Source organism: Gluconobacter albidus, assembly GCF_002005485.1.
GTDB classification, from domain to species: domain Bacteria; phylum Pseudomonadota; class Alphaproteobacteria; order Acetobacterales; family Acetobacteraceae; genus Gluconobacter; species Gluconobacter albidus.
In genome coordinates this window covers 911,504-931,003 of record NZ_CP014689.1, presented here as the reverse complement: position 1 = coordinate 931,003, position 19,500 = coordinate 911,504, and the positions used below count along the sequence as shown (strand labels likewise).

The following is a 19,500-nucleotide window of genomic DNA, read 5'->3' as shown; positions in this document are numbered from 1 at the left end:
TACCCTGATGTCGAGCCGTACCACGACGATCGACCGCCTGAGCATCGGCGGTTTCAAGAGTTTCGCCGATGAGGTGCGTCTCGATATCCTCCCGGGTCTGACGGGGATCATCGGGCCAAACGGCTGCGGCAAGTCCAATGTCGTCGAAGGCCTGCGATGGGCGATGGGCGAAACCTCCGCCCGCGCCCTGCGGGGCGGAGAGCTTGATGATCTGATCTTTGCTGGTACGGGCGCACGCTCGGCCCGCAATATCGCACAGGTCACGCTGCATCTCAGCAATGCGGCAGGTCTGGCGCCCTCGCCGTTTCAGGACGCGGAAGAGCTGGAAATTAGCCGCCGCGCCGAACGCGGATCGGGCAGCGAATATCGCATCAACGGTCGCGTCATGCGCGCGCGTGACGTTCAGACCCTGTTTGCCGATCTGGCTTCCGGCGCACGAAGCTCCGCGATCATCAGCCAGAACCGCGTCGGCCAGCTCATCGCCGCCAAGCCCGAGGAACGGCGCCTGCTGCTTGAAGAAGCTGCGGGCATCACAGGTCTGCACGCCAGACGCCACGACGCCGAACTCAAGCTCCGCCAGACCGAAGCCAACCTCTCCCGTGCCGAAGACCTGCGTCTTCAACTTGAGGAGCGGCTTGCGAGCCTCGAAGGCCAGACGGTTCAGGCCCGGAAATACCGTGAGCTTTCCGAAAAAATCCGCGAGACGGAAACCGCGCTTCACGCCCTGCTTCATGCCCGCGCCAATCTGGCCGTACAGCGCAGCCGGGACGATCTGGCCAAGGCGCGCGAGGATCTGAAGAAAGCCGAACTTGCCGCCGAAACCGCGGCCATCGCCGAGTTCGAAGCCCGCAAGGCCGCCCCGCAGGCGCGCGAGGAAACGGACCGTCTGCGCAGTACGCTTGAACGCCTGAAAGTCCAGTCCGAGACCCTGAAACAGGATCTCGACCGCGCCCGGCAGACCGAAACCGAAACACGCCTGCGCCTCGAACAGGCAGAAGGCGATCTGGCCCGAAGTGATGCCAGCCTGACGGCGGACCAGACTGCGCGAGGCATCGCAGTCGGGGAATGTACGGACCTTGAATCCGAGATGGCTGCCCTGCCTCAGCTCCGCTTAGCCTGTAGCTCCGAATGCGAACGCCTTGATGCGCTCGAAAAGGAGCAGGCGCTCACGCTGGAAGACGCAACCCGTCTGCGGGATGCCGAAGCCATCCGCAGGGATGCGATGATGGAAGGGCTCGATGCCCTGACGCTGCGGCTCGATGCGGAAGCCAGCGCGCTCGATGCCATTCAGGCTGAAATTACAGCGCTGGACGCGGCCACACCTGATGATGCGACACTGAATGCGCTGCGCCGGAATGTCGCGTCGATGCAGGAACAGTCCGAAGCCGACAGCCGCAGGGAACAGGACTGCATAACGGCCTTGCAGGACGCGCGCCTGAAAGCGGAACTGGACGGACAGGCGCTGACAGATGGTAAAAATCGCCTTCAGGCGCTGGAAGCCACGGAAGCCGATCTGGACAGACGCCTTCAGACAACACAGGCGCAGATCACGCAGGACCGCACAACACGTGAGGCTGCCCAGGCCGGGCTCCTGACCGAAGCAGCCCGAGCGGACCTTGAAAAAACCCGCGCCGTCACGGCACAGGCCCAGAGCGACGCCCACGCTCAGGAAGCACAGGCAAGGCAGGAGCAGGAACGCCTCGGCACGATCTGGCTGGAAGCCCGTGCGGCGGCCGAGGAAGGTATGCAGCGTCATAAAACGCTGCTCCGCGCCGTCGAACAGAGCCGCCACACACGCGATCAGGCGCGCCAGAAAGTGCAGCTCGCGGCAACGACGGAGGCTACGGCCCGAACCGCTCTCGTTCCTGAGCAGACGGTTCAGGGCGTCCGCGATACCGTAACGCAGGCTGAAGACCGCCTGAAAACCCTTCAACAGTCTCTTTCGGACGCGGACGCCACCCTCACGACCGCCCGTGAGCGGGAGGCGCAGACGCGGCAGGCACTTTCCGCACTGGAGACGCTGATCCTGCGCGCGCAGGGCGAATGTGAAGGGCTGGAGCAGAGCCTTAGTGCCGTGGCCGCACAGCCCGACCCACTCGAAGATGTGCTGGACATTCCCGCAGACATGGCGCGGGCCGTCGCGGCAGTTCTGGCGGAGGGGCTGGATGCCTCTCTTGCTCCGGACAGTGTTCCAGCCGATCGGCGCTGGCGGCCGCTGGAGCGGCTTGCGCCCGCAGAACTGCAGAACTGCGTCCGGCTTTCGAGGCTTGTTCAAACGCCTGAAGCACTGCAACGCTGTCTGGACGCCGCATTCCTGCTGGATGACGACGCTGCGGGGCCCGAACTGCAAAAGACCCTCCATCCGGGGCAGGTTCTGGTGTGTCGCAGCGGGGCGCTCTGGCGCTGGGACGGCTTTATCCGCTCGGCCGACGCCCCGGATTCCGGTGCTGCACGGCTGGAGCAGCGTCGCCGCCTGACGGACGCCCGCACGCTGCTTCAGTCCCATCTTGCGTCACAGCCCGCACTGGAAGAAAGTTGTGCCGCAACCTTGCAGGCCCGCGAGCGGGCGGAAGTGGCTCTCACCGCCCTGCGACAGGAACGCGCGACACTCGAACCCCAACTGGCCGAAGCCCGGACCGTCTCGTCGCGGATGGAACAGAAAGCGGCCCTTGCGCTCGCCCACTGGGAACAGGCCAGCGAACGCCTGAAAGACGCGGAAGGCGCGCTGACAGCCGCACAGACCAGCGTCACGCAGACAGAAGCCGAACTGGCCGCCCATCCCGATCCCGAGAACCTTCAGGCGCAGGCCCGAAACAGCACAAAGGATGCCGAAGCCGCCCGCGAAACGCTCCGGGTGGCGGGAACGAGACTTCAGGACGCCCGGAATGCCGCCGATACCGCCGCCCGGACGCTGGATCAGGCTCTTCTGCGCCACGACACCACGCTGGCGCGTCTGCGGGATCTGGATGAAGCCATAGCGCGGCTGGAAGCGGAACAGGCCCGTCTTGCAGAACAGCGTGCCTCTCTTCAACAGCAGGAAAACCGTCCTGACATTTTCGCCCTGAGGACCGCCGCCGAAACGTCGCAGCAGGTTTTCGATCTGGCACGCTCTGCGGCGGATACAGCGACACAAGCCGCGCGAAAGAGCCGTGAAGACGCCCAGCGTCTGACCCGCGAACTCCAGACGCTGGACCAGACTGCCGCAACGACCCTCGCCCGCCGCTACGCACTGCAACCCCGTCAGACGGAGCTTCAGGCCCTCGTCACCCGTCTGCGGGACGACCATGCGAAACGGATGGCCGAACTGGCGGAGCGTCCTGAACCCGCACGGCTGGAACAGGCGGTTCAGGACGCCACGGCTCCTCTCCATGCAACGCGGCATTTTCTGGAAACTGCCCGCACCGAAAGCGCGCGCCTTTCCCTCGAAGACGTTCGCCTTACCGGCGCCCTGACTGCGATCCGTGCCAGACTTGAAGGACTGGCAAACCAGATCGCGGCCGGAGAAGCCAGCTTTGCGCATCTGCGGGACCGGCGGGACGAACTGCACAACAGCTTCCAGACCGTGAGCGCGGTTCCCGCCGAACTGGAGCGCAAACTTGCCGGTCATGACCAGATCCTGACGGACGCCCAGAGCGCTTACGATGCGGCACGGGCCGCTGATGAGGCCGCTGGAGTTGCCGGGCTTGAAGCACATGAGCAGCGCCGCACTGCCGATCTGGCGCTGGCCGCGGGGCGCGAGGCGATCGCACGCCTGACCGAGCGCGCGGAACAGGCTGTCGCCGCCCGAGAACGCCTGCTGGCCGACAGCGAACCCCCACAAGGCGGCGCACAGGGCGCAGCCTACCCCTCCGACCTGTCTGAACAGGCTGAGACCGCGACCCGCCGGCGCCTCTCCCGCCTGACGCGCGAGCGCGAAGACCTTGGTGCGGTCAATCTGCGGGCCGAAGCCGAATTCGAGGAAGCCCGCGAGACGGCGGAAACCATTGCCCGCGAACATGCGGAGTTGACGGCTGCCATCAACAGGCTGCGCGGCGGGATCGGCACGATCAACCGCGAGGGACGCGAGCGCCTTCTGGCGGTCTTTTCGGAAGTGGACCGGCATTTCCAGTCTTTGTTCGCCCGGATGTTCGGCGGCGGACGCGCCCATCTGGGTATGGTCGGAAGCGATGACCCGCTGGAAGCCGGGCTGGAAATTTTCGCGCAGCCTCCGGGCAAGAAGCTCTCCACGCTGTCCCTGCTGTCGGGTGGCGAACAGGCCCTGACCGCACTTTCGCTGATCTTTGCGACCTTCCGATGCAATCCGGCCCCGATCTGCGTGCTCGATGAAGTGGATGCGCCGCTTGATGATGCCAATGTGGAGCGGTTCTGCTCTTTGCTGTCCGACATGACCAGGGAAGCCGGAACGCGGTTTCTGGTGGTGACGCATCATCAGCTGACAATGGCGCATATGGATCGTCTTTATGGTGTCACGATGCAGGAGCGTGGTGTAAGCCGGGTGCTGTCAGTCGATCTGGGGCGCGCAGCCGCGTTGATGGACGGCTGAGGTCAATTTTCTCAAACAGATAAATTGACCTTGGACCGTTCTGGCCCTTTGATAGAAGGAAAATCAGAAAGCACGCGCCATCTTCGTTGATCCTCCCCTTCCCGACCCCGTCATGACGCGAATCCGTGAACACGGCATCCGCGTGGTAGGGGACGTGCATGGTGATCTGAACGCTTTCCGGCATGCAACGGCGACGGAACGCTTCGTCATCCAGCTCGGAGACCTCGTCGATCACGGACCTGACAGTGCGGGCGTAATGGAGCTGATGCTTGATCTTCTGGAACAGCAGCGCGGGCTTTTCATTCTCGGCAATCATGACCGCAAACTCGGTCGTGCCCTTGAAGGCCGCCGTCTGAGACGCGATCCTCCGCTTGAGGAAACCCTGCGTCAGATTTCGCTGCCTGAGTACGAAGGTCTCCCCGAACGCATTTACAGGGCGATCGACCAAGCGCCGACATGGCTGCGGATCGGACGCTCCCTGTTTGTGCATGGCGGTTTTCACACTGCCATGCTGTCCCACTCTTCCGTGCCGGGTCTGGGCGAGATGTCCGCGCCTTTGTCCCGCGCCCTTTTTGGAGAAACCACCGGCCGCATGCAGCCGGATGGCTATCCCGAACGCCGCCTGACCTGGATCAACCGCATCCCCGAAGGGATGACGGTCTATGTCGGCCATGACCGCCGCTCGACCGACGGACGCCCCTGGCGCCGGACGGGACGTCTGGGGGGCACGGCCGTCTTTACCGATCTTGGTGCCGGAAAAGGCGGCCATCTTGCATGGATTGATCTGAATGAGCCCTGAGCCTGTGTCTTCCACATCCCGCAACCCCGATCCCGCTCTGGCTGAACTCGAACGCCTGCGCGGCAGCATCGACAATATCGACGCTGCCCTGATCCATATGCTTGCGGAACGGTTCCGCTGCACGCAGGAAGTCGGACAGCTCAAGGCCCGTGCCCATCTTCCGCCTGCGGACCCGTCCCGCGAAACACGGCAGATCGAACGCCTGCGCCAGCTTGCCCGCGATGCCCATCTCGATCCTGACTTTGCCGAAAAATTTCTGGCCTTTGTCATTCACGAAGTCATCCGCCATCACGAAGCCATCGCCGCCAGCGCGCGCAGGGCTTCGGAAGGCTGATGGCCCAAAGCGGGTGATCCAGAACTGATGCCCCTGCGCCGCCTTCTGCTTCTGCGCCATGCGGAAGCTGTCCCGCATGTCCTGACGGAAGGTGGCGACCGTAGCCGAGCCCTGACGTCCAGAGGACGAGAACAGGCCGCAAGCATCGGCATACAGCTTGCGTCGCGCGATCTGTCCGATCCGATACAGATCCTTTGCAGCCCCGCCACCCGCACCCGACAGACGGCTCAGGGTGTGCTGGATGCACTGGATCAGATGCCTGCATTCACGATCGAAGACAGTCTCTATGCGGCAACCCCGGACACGCTTTACGGCCTCGTACATGCCACATCAGAAGCGGTACGAACGCTTCTGATCGTCGGGCATAACCCGACCATTGGCGAGTTCGCCTGCGACCTTCTCGGCCCGGCCCTTCAGAGCACGCACTTCTCGGCTATTTATCGGGGGTATCCGCTCGCGGGCCTGACGATTCTCGATATTCCGGGAGAGTGGCTGGACGTCCGTCCGTCGACCATTCAACCGGCCACACTCCTTCTTCCCTGAAAGATCCGTCCAGAGGGGCTCTCTGGACATAAAAAACCTTTCGGAGATAAAACAGAACAACATCCTTACATTTCAGGCGGGTTATCTTCTGCATGTCCGAAAATCGTTCCGCGACCCTTTGCCTCGATGGCCTCAGCCGCCAGTTTCCGCTGCTGGAAGCGACGATCGGTCCGGACGTCATGGACATGCGCGCCCTGTCCCAGAAAACGGGCGTGTTTTCCTTCGATCCCGGACTGGGCAGCACCGCCACCTGCACCAGCGCCATCAGCTATATTGACGGCGACAAAGGCGTCCTCCTCCATCGCGGCTATCCGATCGAAGATCTGGCCCTCAACGCGAGCTTCACGGAAACCGCCTATCTGCTGCTTTATGGCGAACTGCCAACGGCCACGCAGTATCAGACCTTCAGCAAAGACATGAACACCCACCGGCTGCTCAACGAGCAGATCCGGAACTTCTTCAACGGCTTCCGCCGCGACGCGCATCCCATGGCGATCCTGTGCGGGACCGTCGGCGCTCTATCCGCATTCCATCATGACGGACTGGACATCTCCCAGCCCGAGGCGCGGGATCTTTCCGCCCGGCGTCTGATCGCCAAGGTTCCGACCATCGCAGCCTGGGCCTATAAATACTCCATCGGCGAGCCGTTCATCTATCCCGATGAGGAGATGTCCTTCTCTGAGAACTTCCTGCACATGCTGTTTGCCCGGCCCGGTAACCATTACCGCGTCAATCCGGTTCTGGCGCGCGCGATGGATCGCATCCTGCTGCTGCATGCCGACCATGAGCAGAACGCTTCCACGACGACGGTGCGGCTTGTCGGCTCGACCGGCGCGAACCCTTACGCCTGCATTGCGGCAGGCATAGCCGCCCTCTGGGGGCCTGCACATGGCGGCGCGAACGAGGCGGCTCTGGGGATGCTGGAATCCATCGGAAGCCGCGACGGCATTCCGGCATTCCTCAATGAAGTCAAGAACCGCAATTCCGGCGTGCGCCTGATGGGCTTCGGCCATCGCGTCTACAAGAATTTCGACCCGCGGGCGAAAATCCTTCAGGCGACCTGCCATGAAGTCATTGAAGAGCTGGGCCTCAAGCGCGACCCGCTTCTGGATCTGGCGATGGAGCTGGAGCGTGTGGCGACCGAGGACGACTATTTCGTCAGCCGTCGCCTTTATCCGAATGTGGATTTTTATTCCGGGCTGATCCTCAAGGCTCTGGGCATTCCCAAAAGCATGTTCACCGTCCTGTTCGCTGTCGCGCGGACGGTGGGCTGGGTCAGTCAGTGGAAGGAAATGATCGAGGAACCGTCCGTTCGCATCAGCCGCCCCCGACAGCTTTATATCGGTGCGGCGGAGCGGAGTTTCATCCCGATGAGCGAGAGGAGCTGAGGCTCCTCTCCAAAATTCAGCAGTCGCAGCCCGGGGTCTGACCTCTGGCCTGACGGACGACGTGGTGGTCGATCCATTCCGCCACGAGGCGGCGGGCTTCCTTGACGGAAGATTCGGGGTGATGGATGCGGTACAGCGTCGTGCAGGCGGCGAAGGCCTGCATATCGGGCTGACCGACGTCCCGCAGTTCCTGATAGGCCGTCACAACAGCGCGTTCGCATTTCCGGCCGATCCGGCTGGTCTCTATGCTCACTTCTGATCCTGCCGTAAATGAGAATGAATATCGATACCTCTCCCTAGAACTCCCCGGCCTCCCATGCAAGCAGGAAGATCGGAACAGCCTGTGACACTGACAGGCAGCGGATAAAATTCACACAGTCCAAAAGCGGGCGATATTGCCCCTACCCTTCCCGGCGACAGGCCGGTAAACCACGAGAAAACGACGTCAGCGGAGACAAGCATGACCCAGTTCGCCGAAAGCCCGATGGCGGGCCGCACCCAGTGGGACCGCGACGCGGCCCTCACCACGGCCCGTATCCTGCTGGAGATCAAGGCCATCAACTTCCGCCCGGAAGAGCCCTACACCCTGACGTCAGGCTGGAAGTCTCCGGTCTATATCGACTGCCGCAAGATCATTTTCTTCCCGCGCGCGCGCACCAAGATCATGGAACTGGCCGTCGAGAAAATCGGCCGTCACATCGGCTATGAAAGCATCGACGCCGTCGTGGGTGGCGAAACCGCTGGTATTCCGTTCGCGGCCTGGATCGCGGACCGGATGATGACGCCGATGGCCTATGTCCGCAAGAAGCCCAAGGGTTTCGGCCGTAACGCGCAGATCGAAGGCGATGTGCCCGAAGGCATGCGCACCCTGCTGGTCGAGGACCTGACGACGGATGGCGCATCCAAGATCCGATTCGCCAATGCCCTGCGCGATGCGGGCGCGATCGTGAACCATACCTTCGTCGTCTTCTTCTACGGCGTCTTCCCTGGCGCTCACAAAACGCTGGCGGACATGGACATCTCGCTCCATTCGCTGTGCACCTGGTGGGACGTTCTGGAAGCCTGTGCCGGAGCAAATTATTTCTCTGAAAAAGACAGCGCCGAGGTCCGCCGCTTCCTCGAAGACCCGTGCGGCTGGTCCAAGAAGCATGGTGGCGTGAGCAGCGCGGAAGAAGCGCTGGCTCTCAAGGCCAAAGCCGAAGCCTGATGGAGACTGGCGCATCCGTGCCAGCAGGCCGGAGTCTGGTTTTTGACTCCGGCATCGGGGGGATGGGCGTCGTGCAGGCCCTGCGCGACTTCTTTCCCGCCCTTCATATCGACTACCTCGCCGATACGGAGCTCTTCCCCTATGGCGAACAGCCGGATGACCTGCTGACATCGCGCATCGTCAGCCTGCTGGTCGCGGCCTGCGACAGGCTCCAGCCCGATGTGCTGGTCATTGCCTGCAATACCGCCAGCACGATCGCCCTTCCCGCCCTGCGTGAACGACTCAGCATCCCGGTGGTCGGCTGCGTCCCTCCCATCCGATGGGCCGGACGTGTTTCAGAAACCCGCGTGATCGGCCTGCTTTCGACCTCCGCCACTGCACGACGCCCCTACACACTCCGGCTGCATCAGGAGTTCGCTGCGGATTGCCGTCTGATTACTCATGGTGCGCGCAGACTGGCCGATCTGGCGGAACGTGCTTTTCTGGGTGAGATTATCGCGGATGCGGACGTGCAGCACGAACTGGACTGCCTGTTTGGGCAGTCTTATGGCGGCGAGATTGATACGGTCGGGCTGGGCTGTACTCACTACACCTTCCTGATGGACGCCTTTAAACGCCTGTCTCCAGCCGGTGTACGCTGGCTGGACCCGGCTTTCGCCGTCGCCCGACAGGTCGGAACCGTCCTTCAGACGACGCCTCACGAAGCAGTAGCAGCGCAGAAAGGACGTTTCCTCATGACCCGACTGCCGCACACCGCACCCGGGCTTCAGGCCGCCATCGCAAGGCTCGGTTTCAGGGGGTGGGAGCTGCTCACCGCCCCCGCTCCGCTCATGACAGCGGAAAGCTGAAAAACCCCTACCCGATCACGGGTCGGGGTTGAGGCGCCTCAGCGGGCGCGATCGACGGTGTACTGGACCGTCTCCGTCATCAGGCGACGCAGTTCGCTCTCCGGGAAAATGGATAGCGCTTCGACGGCCTCGGCGGCATAGACCTGCGCGCGGGCGATGGTCGTGGCGATCGCGCCGGTCTTCTCGATCAGGGCCAGCGCGTGCGGCAGGTCGGCTTCCGTCTGCTCACCCTTTTCAATGACACGCTCCCAGAACGCCCGGTCTTCGGGAGAACCAGCTTCATAGGCGGCCAGAACTGGCAGCGTGATCTTGCCCTCGCGCATGTCGTCACCAACGGTCTTGCCCAGAACCTGCTGATCGGCGGCATAGTCGAGCGCATCGTCCACCAACTGGAACGCCATGCCCAGATTGGTGCCGAAACGGTCCAGTGCGACTTCTTCCGCTTCAGGACGATCGGCAACAACTGCCCCGACGCGGCAGGCCGCTGCAAACAGGGCTGCCGTCTTGCCGTGAATGACTTCCAGATAACGCTCAACCGGCGTGGAGAGGTCGTTCTGCGTCACCATCTGAAGGACTTCGCCCTCGGCAATTGTTGCCGAAGCATCGGACAGGATCGCCATAACCTTGAGCGAACCGTCCGCCGTCATCAGCTGGAAGGAGCGTGCGAACAGGAAGTCGCCCACCAGAACGGACGCCTTGTTCCCAAAGACCGCATTGGCCGACGCCAGCCCGCGTCGCAGGTTGCTCTCATCGACCACATCATCGTGAAGCAGCGTTGCTGTGTGGATGAACTCCACACAGGCCGCCAGACCGACGTGCCGCTGGTTTTCCGGAGTCGACTGGTAGCCGCACAGACGGGAGGCGGCGAGTGTCAGCAGGGGCCGCAACCGCTTGCCGCCCGCAGCGACAAGATGGGCGCCAAGCTGCGGAATGAGCGGGACCGGGCTCTCCATCCGCGCGATGATGGCGCGGTTGCAGGCCTGCATGTCCTGTTCCAGATAGGCGGACAGAGCGGAAAGGGCGCTCTCGCTCCCTGCATCCCTGAGCACAGCTTTATCAACGGTCGCAGAAACGTCCGGTGCGGCAGAATCCAAGGGTCATTACTCCAGTTCCCGCAACGGCTCCGGGGACTGGCCCAGGAGCGCACGGGCACGATATGATGTGGCGTAGCCCGTTCTTTCTCTCCTGTCGCGACAAGAACGAACGGACCATGTAACGCCGGACGACAGGTTGGAAAGACCATATGAGCGGCAGCAGGAAGACGGTCAACCCATTGCCCCCTCCGAACCCCATCTCCGCGAGCGCATTTTCCGTACAGGCGCCTGTACGGGAAGAAGGATCCCTGCTGGGAGGACGCGTGCGCTACGACCAGTTCATCGAGGGCTACAGGACGGGGCTTGAGCCCGTTCTGATGGCAGCCTCCATTCCAGCAAAACGTGGTGAGACGGTTCTGGAAGCCGGATGCGGGGCTGGCGCGGCCCTGCTGTGCCTGGCTGCCCGTCTTGCAGAGATAAGCGGAGTCGGGCTGGAAGCCGATCCCGAGACCCTGAAACTGGCGGAACGTAATATCCGGGCCAATGCCGATCCCGATGGCGCAACGCGGCTTCAGGTCCTTCAGGCCCACCTGCCCGATATTCCCAAAAGCCTGCGCGCCCTCACCCCGACCGCCAATGGCCGCTTCCATCATGTGATGGCCAATCCCCCCTGGCACAGCCCCCACGGCACACCTTCGCCCGACAGCCGACGCCGTCTGGCCCTGAGTGCCGAGACGACTGCACCCGAAGACTGGGTCCGCGCCCTGACGAAATGGGTGCTTCCGGGCGGCACGCTGACATTCGTCCTGTCCACGGCCATCGCGGACCGAGCGTGTCAGACATTACTGGAAAATGGATGTGGCTCGATCCAGCTTTATCCCTTCTGGCCGCGAGCGGGCCGTGAAGCGAAACTGGTTCTGGTCCGCGCGGTCCATGGAGGCCGCGGGATCTTCCGGCTGCGGGCCGGACTTGTCCTGCATGAAGCAGACGGCCGCTTTACAGCCGCTGCAGAACGCGTGTTGAGAGATGGAGAAGCCCTGCCCGAAGGTCAGGACCTCTCCAGACCCTGTTTTTAGCTGAAGACGTTGCCTTCAAACGCTTCTTCCCAGGTGCCGGACGTGGAGGCACGGGAATATTCGGTCGAACGGTTTTCGAAGAAGTTGGCGTGTTCGACGGCGTTGAGCATGTCATCAATCCACGGCAGCGGATTGCTTTCCTGCCCATAGATCGGGTCCAGACCAAGCTGTGTCAGGCGGCGATCGGCGATGAAGCGGATATACGCCTTCACGTCGTCGGACGACATACCCTCAACCGGCCCCATCTCGAACGCCAGATCAATGAACGCATCTTCGTGCTCGACCGTCGTGCGGCAGACCTGTGTGAGTTCCTCGCGGAAATCGGCTGTCCACAGTTCCGGGTTTTCGCGGATGAACGTCCGGAACAGGCGGATCATGGACAGGCAGTGCAGCGTCTCGTCACGCACCGACCAGGACACGATCTGCCCCATGCCCTTGAGCTTGTTGAACCGCGGGAAGTTCAGCAGGATCGCGAAGGACGCGAAAAGCTGAAGTCCTTCCATGAACGCCCCGAAAGCCGCCATCGTCTTGGCGATTTCACGCTTGTTGTCGATGTTGAACGACTGCATGAAATCGTATTTGTCCTTCATCTCCTTGTACTTCAGGAAGGCCGAATACTCGGTCTCGGGCATCCCGATGGTATCAAGAAGATGGGAGTACGCAGCGATGTGGATCGTCTCGATGTTCGAAAACGACGACAGCATCATCAGCACTTCGGTCGGTTTGAAAACCTGACTGTAGTACTTCATGTACGCGGAATTCACTTCCACGTCGGCCTGCGTGAAGAAGCGGAAAATCTGCGTCACCAGATGCTGTTCTGCTGCCGTCAGCGTCCGGTGCCAGTCCTTCACGTCATCGGCCAGCGGCACTTCCTCGGGCAGCCAGTGGACGCGCTGCTGGGTCAGCCAGGCGTCATAGGCCCAGGGGTAGCGGAAGGGCTTGTAGACCGGGTTGGCGGTCATCAGGTCGAAATGCTGTTCGGCCTGATGTCCGGTCGTCGGGGTCGTGTCGCTCATGATCTCGTCCTTTCGCATCCCACCATTACTGGCAGGACAGGCACTCTTCGTAATCGCCGCTGCTCATCTCGCCGCGCGGAGCGGCCTGAGCCGTGGCTTCGTATTTTTCGTCTTCCAGAATGTCGCTTTTCACCGCCAGCGTGGACACCGCATCGGCGCGCTGCACGGACAGGGAGCGGCAGTAGTAAAGGGACTTCAGTCCCTTCTTCCACGCCTGGAAATGGATCTGGTGCAGGTCACGCTTGTGAACGTCGGCCGGCAGGAACAGGTTCACCGACTGCGCCTGACAGATGAACGGTGCACGGTCGGCGGCATGTTCCACAACCCAGCGCTGGTCGAGCTCGAACGCCGTCTTGAACACGTCCTTCTCGTCCTGCGTCAGGAAGTCGAGGTTCTGCACGGAGCCCTTGTTCAGCGTGATTGCAGACCAGACTTCGTCCGTATCGTAACCGCGCTCTTCCAGAATCGTCTTCAGATGGCGGTTGCGCACCGAGAACGAGCCCGAAAGCGTCTTCTGCAGGAACACGTTTGCGCTGATCGGCTCGATTCCGGGGCTGGCATTGCCCGTGATGATGGAAATTGAGGCCGTCGGGGCGATGGCGAGCTTGTGCGAGAAGCGCTCCATGAAGCCGTATTCCTCGGCATCCGGGCACGGACCACGCACTTCCGCCAGATGCTTTGACGCGGCATCGGCCTGCTTGCGGATATATTCGAAAATCTTCCGGTTCCAGACCTTCGCCATCACGGACTCGAACGGAATCATCCGGGCCTGCAGAAAGGAATGGAAGCCCATTACGCCCAAGCCCACAGAACGCTCACGCGCGGCAGCATATTTGGCGCGCGCCATGTCGTCCGGTGCGCGGTCGATGAAGTCCTGCAGCACGTTGTCGAGGAACAGCATGACGTCTTCGATGAACTGCGGATCATCCTTCCACTCGTCCCAGGTCTCGAGATTGAGCGAGGACAGGCAGCACACGGCCGTACGATTCTTGCCATGATGGTCGATACCGGTCGGCAGCGTGATCTCGGCACAGAGATTGGAGGTTTTCACCTCCAGTCCGGCCAGCTTGTGATGCTCCGGACGGGCGCGGTTCACATGGTCGGAATAGATGATGTAGGGCTCGCCCTGCTCCATCCGGGCCGTCAGAATGCGGATCCACAGACCCCGCGCCGACACCTTGCGGATCGTGCTGTGATCCTTCGGCGAGAGCAGCGCCCATTCCTCGTCTGCCTCGACCGCACGCATGAACGCATCCGTCACGAGTACGCCGTGATGGAGGTTCAGCGCCTTGCGGTTCGGATCGCCGCCCGTCGGACGGCGCATCTCGACGAATTCTTCCACTTCCGGATGCCAGACCGGCAGATACACCGCCGCCGAGCCGCGACGGAGCGAGCCCTGCGAGATCGCCAGCGTCAGGCTGTCCATCACGCGGATGAAGGGAATGACGCCGGACGTCTTGCCATTGCGGCCGATGTTTTCGCCGATGGAGCGCAGATTGCCCCAGTAGGACCCGATGCCGCCGCCTTTGGACGCCAGCCAGACGTTCTCGTTCCACAGTCCCACGATTCCCGAAAGGCTGTCTTCAGCCTCGTTCAGGAAGCAGGAAATCGGCAGTCCGCGCTCGGTTCCGCCATTGGACAGAACGGGCGTCGCGGGCATGAACCAGTGGCGGGAAATATAGTCATAAATCCGCTGCGCATGGCCCGCATCCGCACCGTAATAGGACGCCACGCGCGCGAAAAGCGACTGATAGTCCTCGCCCGGCAGCAGGTATCGGTTGTTCAGAGTCGCCTTGCCGAAATCCGTCAGCAGGGAATCGCGCGAACGATCCACCCGCACGGCGTGATGACCCGGAAGCTGCACGACATCGTCGAACATGTCCCCGAAATCGGCATCGGCCGAAAGAGGTGCTTCTCCAATAGGATGGTCAACAGGCGGACGCACATCATGGGCACGATCGGCCTTGTCGGACACGTCCATCGTCACGTCATGAAGGGTCATTCGTTGTCTCCGCCGGGCATCTATTTCTGGTATCTCGAGCACTCATTTCCATCACTCCGAACCCGATCGCAAGCACGAAGTTCGCTTGCAAAATCGGACGAGCTGTGAATTTGAACCATCCCATATCTAGGGAAGGAATTCGTTAATTCCCCTAGATATAGTGCTGATCGCAGAAAACCGCCCCTAAGCGTTGTTATCCCAAGAGTTTTCCCCCGGGGCATTTTCCCGGTGTGTGATACCGGTCACAGAATTGGGAAATTTCGTGAACATCGCGTCGAGCAACGATCCGGACAACACCGCGTTTGGGGATCCAAGCCCACAAAACGGAAGAGCGCATCATGACCATCAAAAAGACAGCTTCGGCACACTGGACCGGCGGTCTCAAGGACGGCAAAGGCACCATTTCCACCCAGAGCGGCGCCCTGCACGACCAGCCTTATGGCTTCAATACGCGCTTTGAAGACAAGCCCGGCACGAACCCCGAAGAACTGCTCGGCGCGGCTCATGCAGGCTGTTTCACCATGGCGCTGTCCATGATGCTCGAACAGGCCGGTTTCAAAGCCGAATCACTGGAAACGAAAGCGACCGTCTCGCTCGACAAGTCCGGCGAAGGCTTTGCCATCACCCAGTCTCACCTGACGCTGCGCGGCAAGGTCCCCGGAGCCTCCGAGACGCAGTTCCTTGAGATTGCGAACAAGGCCAAGGAAGGTTGTCCGCTATCACAGGTCATCAAGGCCAAGATTACGCTGGACGCCACGTTCGAAGGCTGAGGCGCCGGCTGGCGGGGGTCTAGCGACCCCAGCCACACTGGGCGTGATCGCGCAGCAGATGATCGGCCAGCACACAGGCCATCATCGCCTCGGCTACGGGAACGGCCCGGATACCAATGCAGGGATCGTGACGCCCCTTTGTCATCACCTCGACAGACTCGCCATCGCGGGTGATGCTAGGAACGGGTGTAAGAATTGAGCTGGTCGGCTTGATCGCAAAGCGCGCCACGATAGGCTGTCCCGTTGAGATACCGCCTAGAATGCCACCGGCATGATTGGACGCAAACTGCGGGCCCGGCGCGATCGGATCGGCGTTCTGCTCGCCACGAAGGGCGGCCACGGCAAAGCCGTCTCCAATCTCGACACCTTTGACGCCGTTGATCCCCATCATGGCGCCTGCCAGATCGGCATCCAGCTTGCCATAGACCGGCGCACCGAGTCCGGCTGGCAGACCTTCCGCAACGACTTCAACGGTCGCACCGATGGACGAACCATCCTTTCGAACGGAATCGAGCAGCGCCTCCCAAGACGCCACGGAGTCCGCATCCGGGCACCACAGCGGATTGCGCTCAACCTCGTCCCAGTCCCAGCGGGAGGGGTCGATGGTCTGCCCTCCAATGCCCGTCAGGGCGGCACGGATCTTCACGCTCTCGCCCACCAGTGTCTTCAGCAGTACGCGCGCCACGGCACCCGCCGCAACCCGCATGGCGGTCTCCCGGGCCGAGGAGCGGCCGCCCCCGCGATAGTCGCGGACGCCGTATTTCATGTCATAGGCGATGTCGGCATGACCGGGGCGATAGCGGGTTGCGATATCGCCGTAATCCTTCGACCGCTGATCGGTATTTTCGATCATCAGCGAAATGGGGGTGCCGGTCGTCTGGCCTTCAAACACGCCCGACAGGATCCGGACCTGATCCGCCTCCCGGCGCTGCGTGGTAAAGCGGGACTGCCCCGGACGACGACGATCAAGCCAGGGCTGGATGTTCTCTTCGGACAGCTTCAGGCGGGGTGGGCAGCCATCAATGACGCAGCCGATGGCCGGCCCGTGGCTTTCACCCCAGGTGGTGACGCGAAAGAGCTTCCCGAAGCTGTTGTCCGACATGTCAGTTCCCGGAGCCGACCGCTGCGATGTCCGGAGCGTCCGGGTTCTTCATGCCGACCGTGTGGTAGCCGCAGTCCACATGATGGATCTCGCCCGTCACGCCGCTGGACAGATCGGAGAGCAGGTACATGCCCGAACCGCCGACATCCTTGAGCGTCACGTTGCGCTCCATCGGAGCGTTGAGCTGGTTCCAGCGCAGGATGTAGCGGAAATCGCTGATCCCGTTGGCGGCCAGCGTCATGATCGGACCGGCGGAGATACCGTTGACGCGGATATCGTCGCGGCCCAGATCGGCAGCCATGTAGCGCACGGAGGCTTCCAGAGCCGCCTTGGCCACACCCATCACATTATAGTGCGGCATGACGCGCTCGGCGCCGAGATAGGTCATGCTCAGGAAGGACCCGCCCGGATTCATCATGGCAGACGCACGACGTGCGACGGCGACGAAGGAATAACAGGAGATGTCCATGGCCTGCAGGAAGGCATCGCGCGGCGTGTCGATATAGCGGCCGCGGAGATACTGCTTGTCCGCAAAAGCGATGGCGTGGAGCACGAAGTCAATCTTGCCCCAGACCTTCTCGATCTCGTCGAACGTGGTGTTGATGGCGTCGTCATCGCTGACGTCACAGGAGATGACGAGTTCAGACCCGACACTCTCGGCCAGCGGACGAACGCGCTTGCCCAGGGCCTCGCCCTGATAGGTGAAAGCAAGTTCCGCACCCTGTGCCGCACAGGCGCTGGCAATGGCCCAGGCAATGGAGTGCTTGTTGGCAACACCCATGATCACACCGCGCTTGCCCTTCATGAGGGTTCCGGTCACGGGTGCCGGGATATTGTCTTCCGTTTCAGACATGGTGATTTCCTGAATCGCGTTGGCGTATTGAGGGTCGTGGTTGCACAAGCGTCCGTTACAGACAAGACTTTGCGACGATTGCCCGGTTTTTTGCCTTCTGACAGGACATTAAGGCATCACTCCGGCGCGATGACGCTTCCTGAACGTTTTTCGGAAGTGGGCATCCTCTTAATCCCATCAGAATACGGCATCCGGATGCCGCAGCTACGGATTTTCCCGACAACAGGGATGCATCTGCTGCAACCCTTCTCCACTTCGCCCGTTGGACCGACCTTCGGCTGCTCCAGATCAAGGCGCAGGATGAGAAAGACGCGTAAAAACTCCTGACAGATGGCTGCGCCCGGAGTGGCCCGATAGCTGAAACGGGTCGGCCGCGTTATGATCACAGGACAGGACGGCCCGGTCTCACCGGGTCTGCCACGCCGATCCCGTCTCCAAGGAGCTTCCGATGTCCGACCTCCCCCTGATTGATCTGAAGGCTGATCCCTTCGCCCTGTTCGCTGCCTGGATGTCGGATGCGGAAGCCGCCGAACCGAACGACCCCAACGCCATGGCCGTGGCCACATCCACGCCTGACGGGCACCCGTCCGTGCGGATGCTGTTACTCAAGGGCGTGGATGACAGGGGCTTTGTTTTCTATACCAATCTGGACAGCCGCAAGGGCGGCGAACTGCGCGCCAACCCGCACGCGGCCCTGCTGTTTCACTGGAAATCCATCCGCCGTCAGGTCCGGATCGAAGGCCCGGTCGAAGCCGTTACGGCCGCCGAAGCCGATGCCTATTTCGCAAGCCGTTCCCGCATGTCGCGCCTCGGCGCCATTGCCTCCGACCAGTCGCACCCGCTCGACGAACGCAGCACGTTCGAGGAACGCCTGAAGGCCGCAGACGAAAAATACGGAGACGGCCCGATCCCCCGTCCTGACAACTGGTCGGGTTTCCGCGTTCTGCCCCAGGCCATCGAATTCTGGCAGGACCGTCCCTATCGCCTGCATGATCGTGCCGTGTGGACGCGTGATGGAAACCAATGGAACGTCACACGACTTTATCCGTAAATACATCATAACGACGTCACAAAATTACGGCCGGGGAGCCTTCACCCATGCTTATCGATATCAAGAACATCCTTCTCCCCCTGAACGGCACCTATGAGCTGGACGCCGTCATGTCGGTCGCGCTGGATTTCGCGCGCCGGTTCGACGCTCATCTTTCCGCTGTCGTGGTCGGTTCGGATCCGTCCGAAGTCGCAACGCTGGCCGGTGAAGGCATCTCGGCGGGCATGGTCAATGAAATGATCGATACCGCCATAACCGAAGCGCAGCACCGGGCCATCAAGATCCGCAGGGCTTTCGACGCTTTTGTCCACGAGCATGGCATCCGTCGCATCGAGCCTTCGAAAATCGGCTCCTCGGCCGGAGAAGGCGTCAGCGCAAGCCTCGACGTCCTCAACGGAACGGAGCACGACTCCCTGACATGGCGCTCCCGTCTGGCCGACATGACGCTGGTTCCGAATCTTGCCAAGGACGGCGACCCGCGCGCCTCCGAAACGCTCCATGCCATCCTGTTCGACAGCGGACGTCCTCTGCTGATCGCACCGCCGACCCCGCCGAAGACGGTCGGCAGGCGGATCGCCATCGCCTGGAACGGAACGCCCGAAGCCTCGCTGGCCCTGCGTTGCATCCTGCCCTGGGCCCACAAGGCCGAAGCCGTGCAGGTCCTGACCTGTCAGGACTATCAGCGTCGCGGTCCGGGTGCGGACGAGGTCGTGACCTATCTGCGGATGCACGGTATTTCCGCCACATCCCGCGAGTTCGAAGCCGTGAACCGGGACATCGGCGTGGGCCTGCTTCAGGCTGCCACGGAGTTCAATGCCGACATGCTCGGTATGGGCGCCTACTCCCATTCGCGTCTGCGCCAGATGATTCTGGGCGGCGTTACCCGTCACATTCTGGAGCACGCCCAGATCACGGTTCTCATGAGCCGCTGAAC

General features: G+C 62.0%; 17 protein-coding genes. 11 read left to right on the top strand and 6 right to left on the bottom strand.

Features of this window, described 5'->3' with window-relative positions:
* Window positions 1-7: 7 nt before the first annotated feature.
* The 5 genes from A0U94_RS04150 (at window position 8) to A0U94_RS04130 (ending at window position 7,607) form a co-directional block, all read left to right on the top strand.
* On the top strand, window positions 8-4,543 hold the full coding sequence (locus tag A0U94_RS04150) for an AAA family ATPase (RefSeq protein WP_077802534.1): 4,536 nt from the start codon (window positions 8-10) through the stop codon (window positions 4,541-4,543).
* Window positions 4,544-4,655: 112 nt separating this feature from the next.
* Window positions 4,656-5,342, top strand: coding sequence for a metallophosphoesterase (locus A0U94_RS04145; protein ID WP_062030271.1), 687 nt, complete (start codon window positions 4,656-4,658; stop codon window positions 5,340-5,342).
* Window positions 5,332-5,676 (top strand): chorismate mutase, encoded by a 345-nt coding sequence (locus A0U94_RS04140; protein WP_077802533.1) that lies wholly within the window; start codon window positions 5,332-5,334, stop codon window positions 5,674-5,676. Before A0U94_RS04145 ends, A0U94_RS04140 begins: the two co-directional genes overlap by 11 nt.
* A 27-nt stretch (window positions 5,677-5,703) precedes the next feature.
* Window positions 5,704-6,219: a SixA phosphatase family protein gene (locus tag A0U94_RS04135; RefSeq protein WP_077802532.1), complete on the top strand. Its 516-nt coding sequence runs from the start codon at window positions 5,704-5,706 to the stop codon at window positions 6,217-6,219.
* A gap of 92 nt (window positions 6,220-6,311) precedes the next feature.
* A complete protein-coding gene (locus tag A0U94_RS04130; RefSeq protein WP_062110383.1) occupies window positions 6,312-7,607 on the top strand; it encodes a citrate synthase in 1,296 nt (431 codons plus the stop codon).
* Between the two features lie 16 nt (window positions 7,608-7,623).
* On the opposite strand, the gene A0U94_RS04125 is transcribed toward A0U94_RS04130, so the two are convergent.
* On the bottom strand, window positions 7,624-7,860 hold the full coding sequence (locus tag A0U94_RS04125; RefSeq protein ID WP_062110384.1) for a hypothetical protein: 237 nt from the start codon (window positions 7,858-7,860) through the stop codon (window positions 7,624-7,626).
* A 207-nt stretch (window positions 7,861-8,067) separates the two neighbouring features.
* Here A0U94_RS04125 and A0U94_RS04120 point away from each other — a divergent pair, with 207 nt between their 5' ends.
* Window positions 8,068-8,814 carry an orotate phosphoribosyltransferase gene (locus tag A0U94_RS04120; protein ID WP_062110386.1) on the top strand — a complete coding sequence of 249 codons (747 nt, stop codon included), beginning with the start codon at window positions 8,068-8,070 and terminating at the stop codon, window positions 8,812-8,814.
* Window positions 8,814-9,662 (top strand): glutamate racemase, encoded by an 849-nt coding sequence (gene murI / locus A0U94_RS04115; RefSeq protein ID WP_077802531.1) that lies wholly within the window; start codon window positions 8,814-8,816, stop codon window positions 9,660-9,662. The genes A0U94_RS04120 and murI overlap by 1 nt, the downstream gene beginning before the upstream one ends.
* Before the next feature lie 38 nt (window positions 9,663-9,700).
* Here murI and A0U94_RS04110 read toward each other — a convergent pair whose 3' ends face one another.
* The gene (locus A0U94_RS04110; protein WP_077802530.1) at window positions 9,701-10,756 is read right to left on the bottom strand and encodes a polyprenyl synthetase family protein; all 1,056 of its coding nucleotides are present in this window, start codon (window positions 10,754-10,756) and stop codon (window positions 9,701-9,703) included.
* Between the two features lie 149 nt (window positions 10,757-10,905).
* On the opposite strand from A0U94_RS04110, the gene A0U94_RS04105 reads away from it, so the two are divergent.
* Complete coding sequence (locus A0U94_RS04105) at window positions 10,906-11,772, top strand: tRNA1(Val) (adenine(37)-N6)-methyltransferase (protein ID WP_077802529.1); 867 nt, start codon at window positions 10,906-10,908, stop codon at window positions 11,770-11,772.
* On the opposite strand, the gene A0U94_RS04100 is transcribed toward A0U94_RS04105, so the two are convergent.
* Both A0U94_RS04100 and A0U94_RS04095 read right to left on the bottom strand, forming a co-directional pair.
* Window positions 11,769-12,788: a ribonucleotide-diphosphate reductase subunit beta gene (locus tag A0U94_RS04100; RefSeq protein WP_077802528.1), complete on the bottom strand. Its 1,020-nt coding sequence runs from the start codon at window positions 12,786-12,788 to the stop codon at window positions 11,769-11,771. The two genes, A0U94_RS04105 and A0U94_RS04100, sit on opposite strands and share 4 nt — an antisense overlap.
* 25 nt (window positions 12,789-12,813) lie before the next feature.
* The gene (locus A0U94_RS04095; protein ID WP_369827204.1) at window positions 12,814-14,667 is read right to left on the bottom strand and encodes a ribonucleoside-diphosphate reductase subunit alpha; all 1,854 of its coding nucleotides are present in this window, start codon (window positions 14,665-14,667) and stop codon (window positions 12,814-12,816) included.
* A 461-nt stretch (window positions 14,668-15,128) separates the two neighbouring features.
* On the opposite strand from A0U94_RS04095, the gene A0U94_RS04090 reads away from it, so the two are divergent.
* Entirely contained in the window at window positions 15,129-15,560 is a 432-nt protein-coding gene (locus A0U94_RS04090) for an OsmC family protein (RefSeq protein ID WP_143412386.1), read from the top strand.
* A gap of 19 nt (window positions 15,561-15,579) precedes the next feature.
* On the opposite strand, the gene aroC is transcribed toward A0U94_RS04090, so the two are convergent.
* Both aroC and fabI read right to left on the bottom strand, forming a co-directional pair.
* On the bottom strand, window positions 15,580-16,662 hold the full coding sequence (gene aroC / locus A0U94_RS04085) for a chorismate synthase (protein ID WP_077802527.1): 1,083 nt from the start codon (window positions 16,660-16,662) through the stop codon (window positions 15,580-15,582).
* Between the two features lies 1 nt (window position 16,663).
* On the bottom strand, window positions 16,664-17,515 hold the full coding sequence (gene fabI, locus A0U94_RS04080; RefSeq protein WP_062030291.1) for an enoyl-ACP reductase FabI: 852 nt from the start codon (window positions 17,513-17,515) through the stop codon (window positions 16,664-16,666).
* Window positions 17,516-17,963: 448 nt separating this feature from the next.
* Between fabI and pdxH the strand changes: the two genes are divergently transcribed.
* Window positions 17,964-18,566, top strand: a complete 603-nt coding sequence (gene pdxH, locus A0U94_RS04075) for a pyridoxamine 5'-phosphate oxidase (RefSeq protein WP_077802526.1) — start codon at window positions 17,964-17,966, stop codon at window positions 18,564-18,566.
* A gap of 47 nt (window positions 18,567-18,613) precedes the next feature.
* Window positions 18,614-19,498 carry a universal stress protein gene (locus A0U94_RS04070; RefSeq protein WP_062030297.1) on the top strand — a complete coding sequence of 295 codons (885 nt, stop codon included), beginning with the start codon at window positions 18,614-18,616 and terminating at the stop codon, window positions 19,496-19,498.
* Window positions 19,499-19,500: the final 2 nt, after the last annotated feature.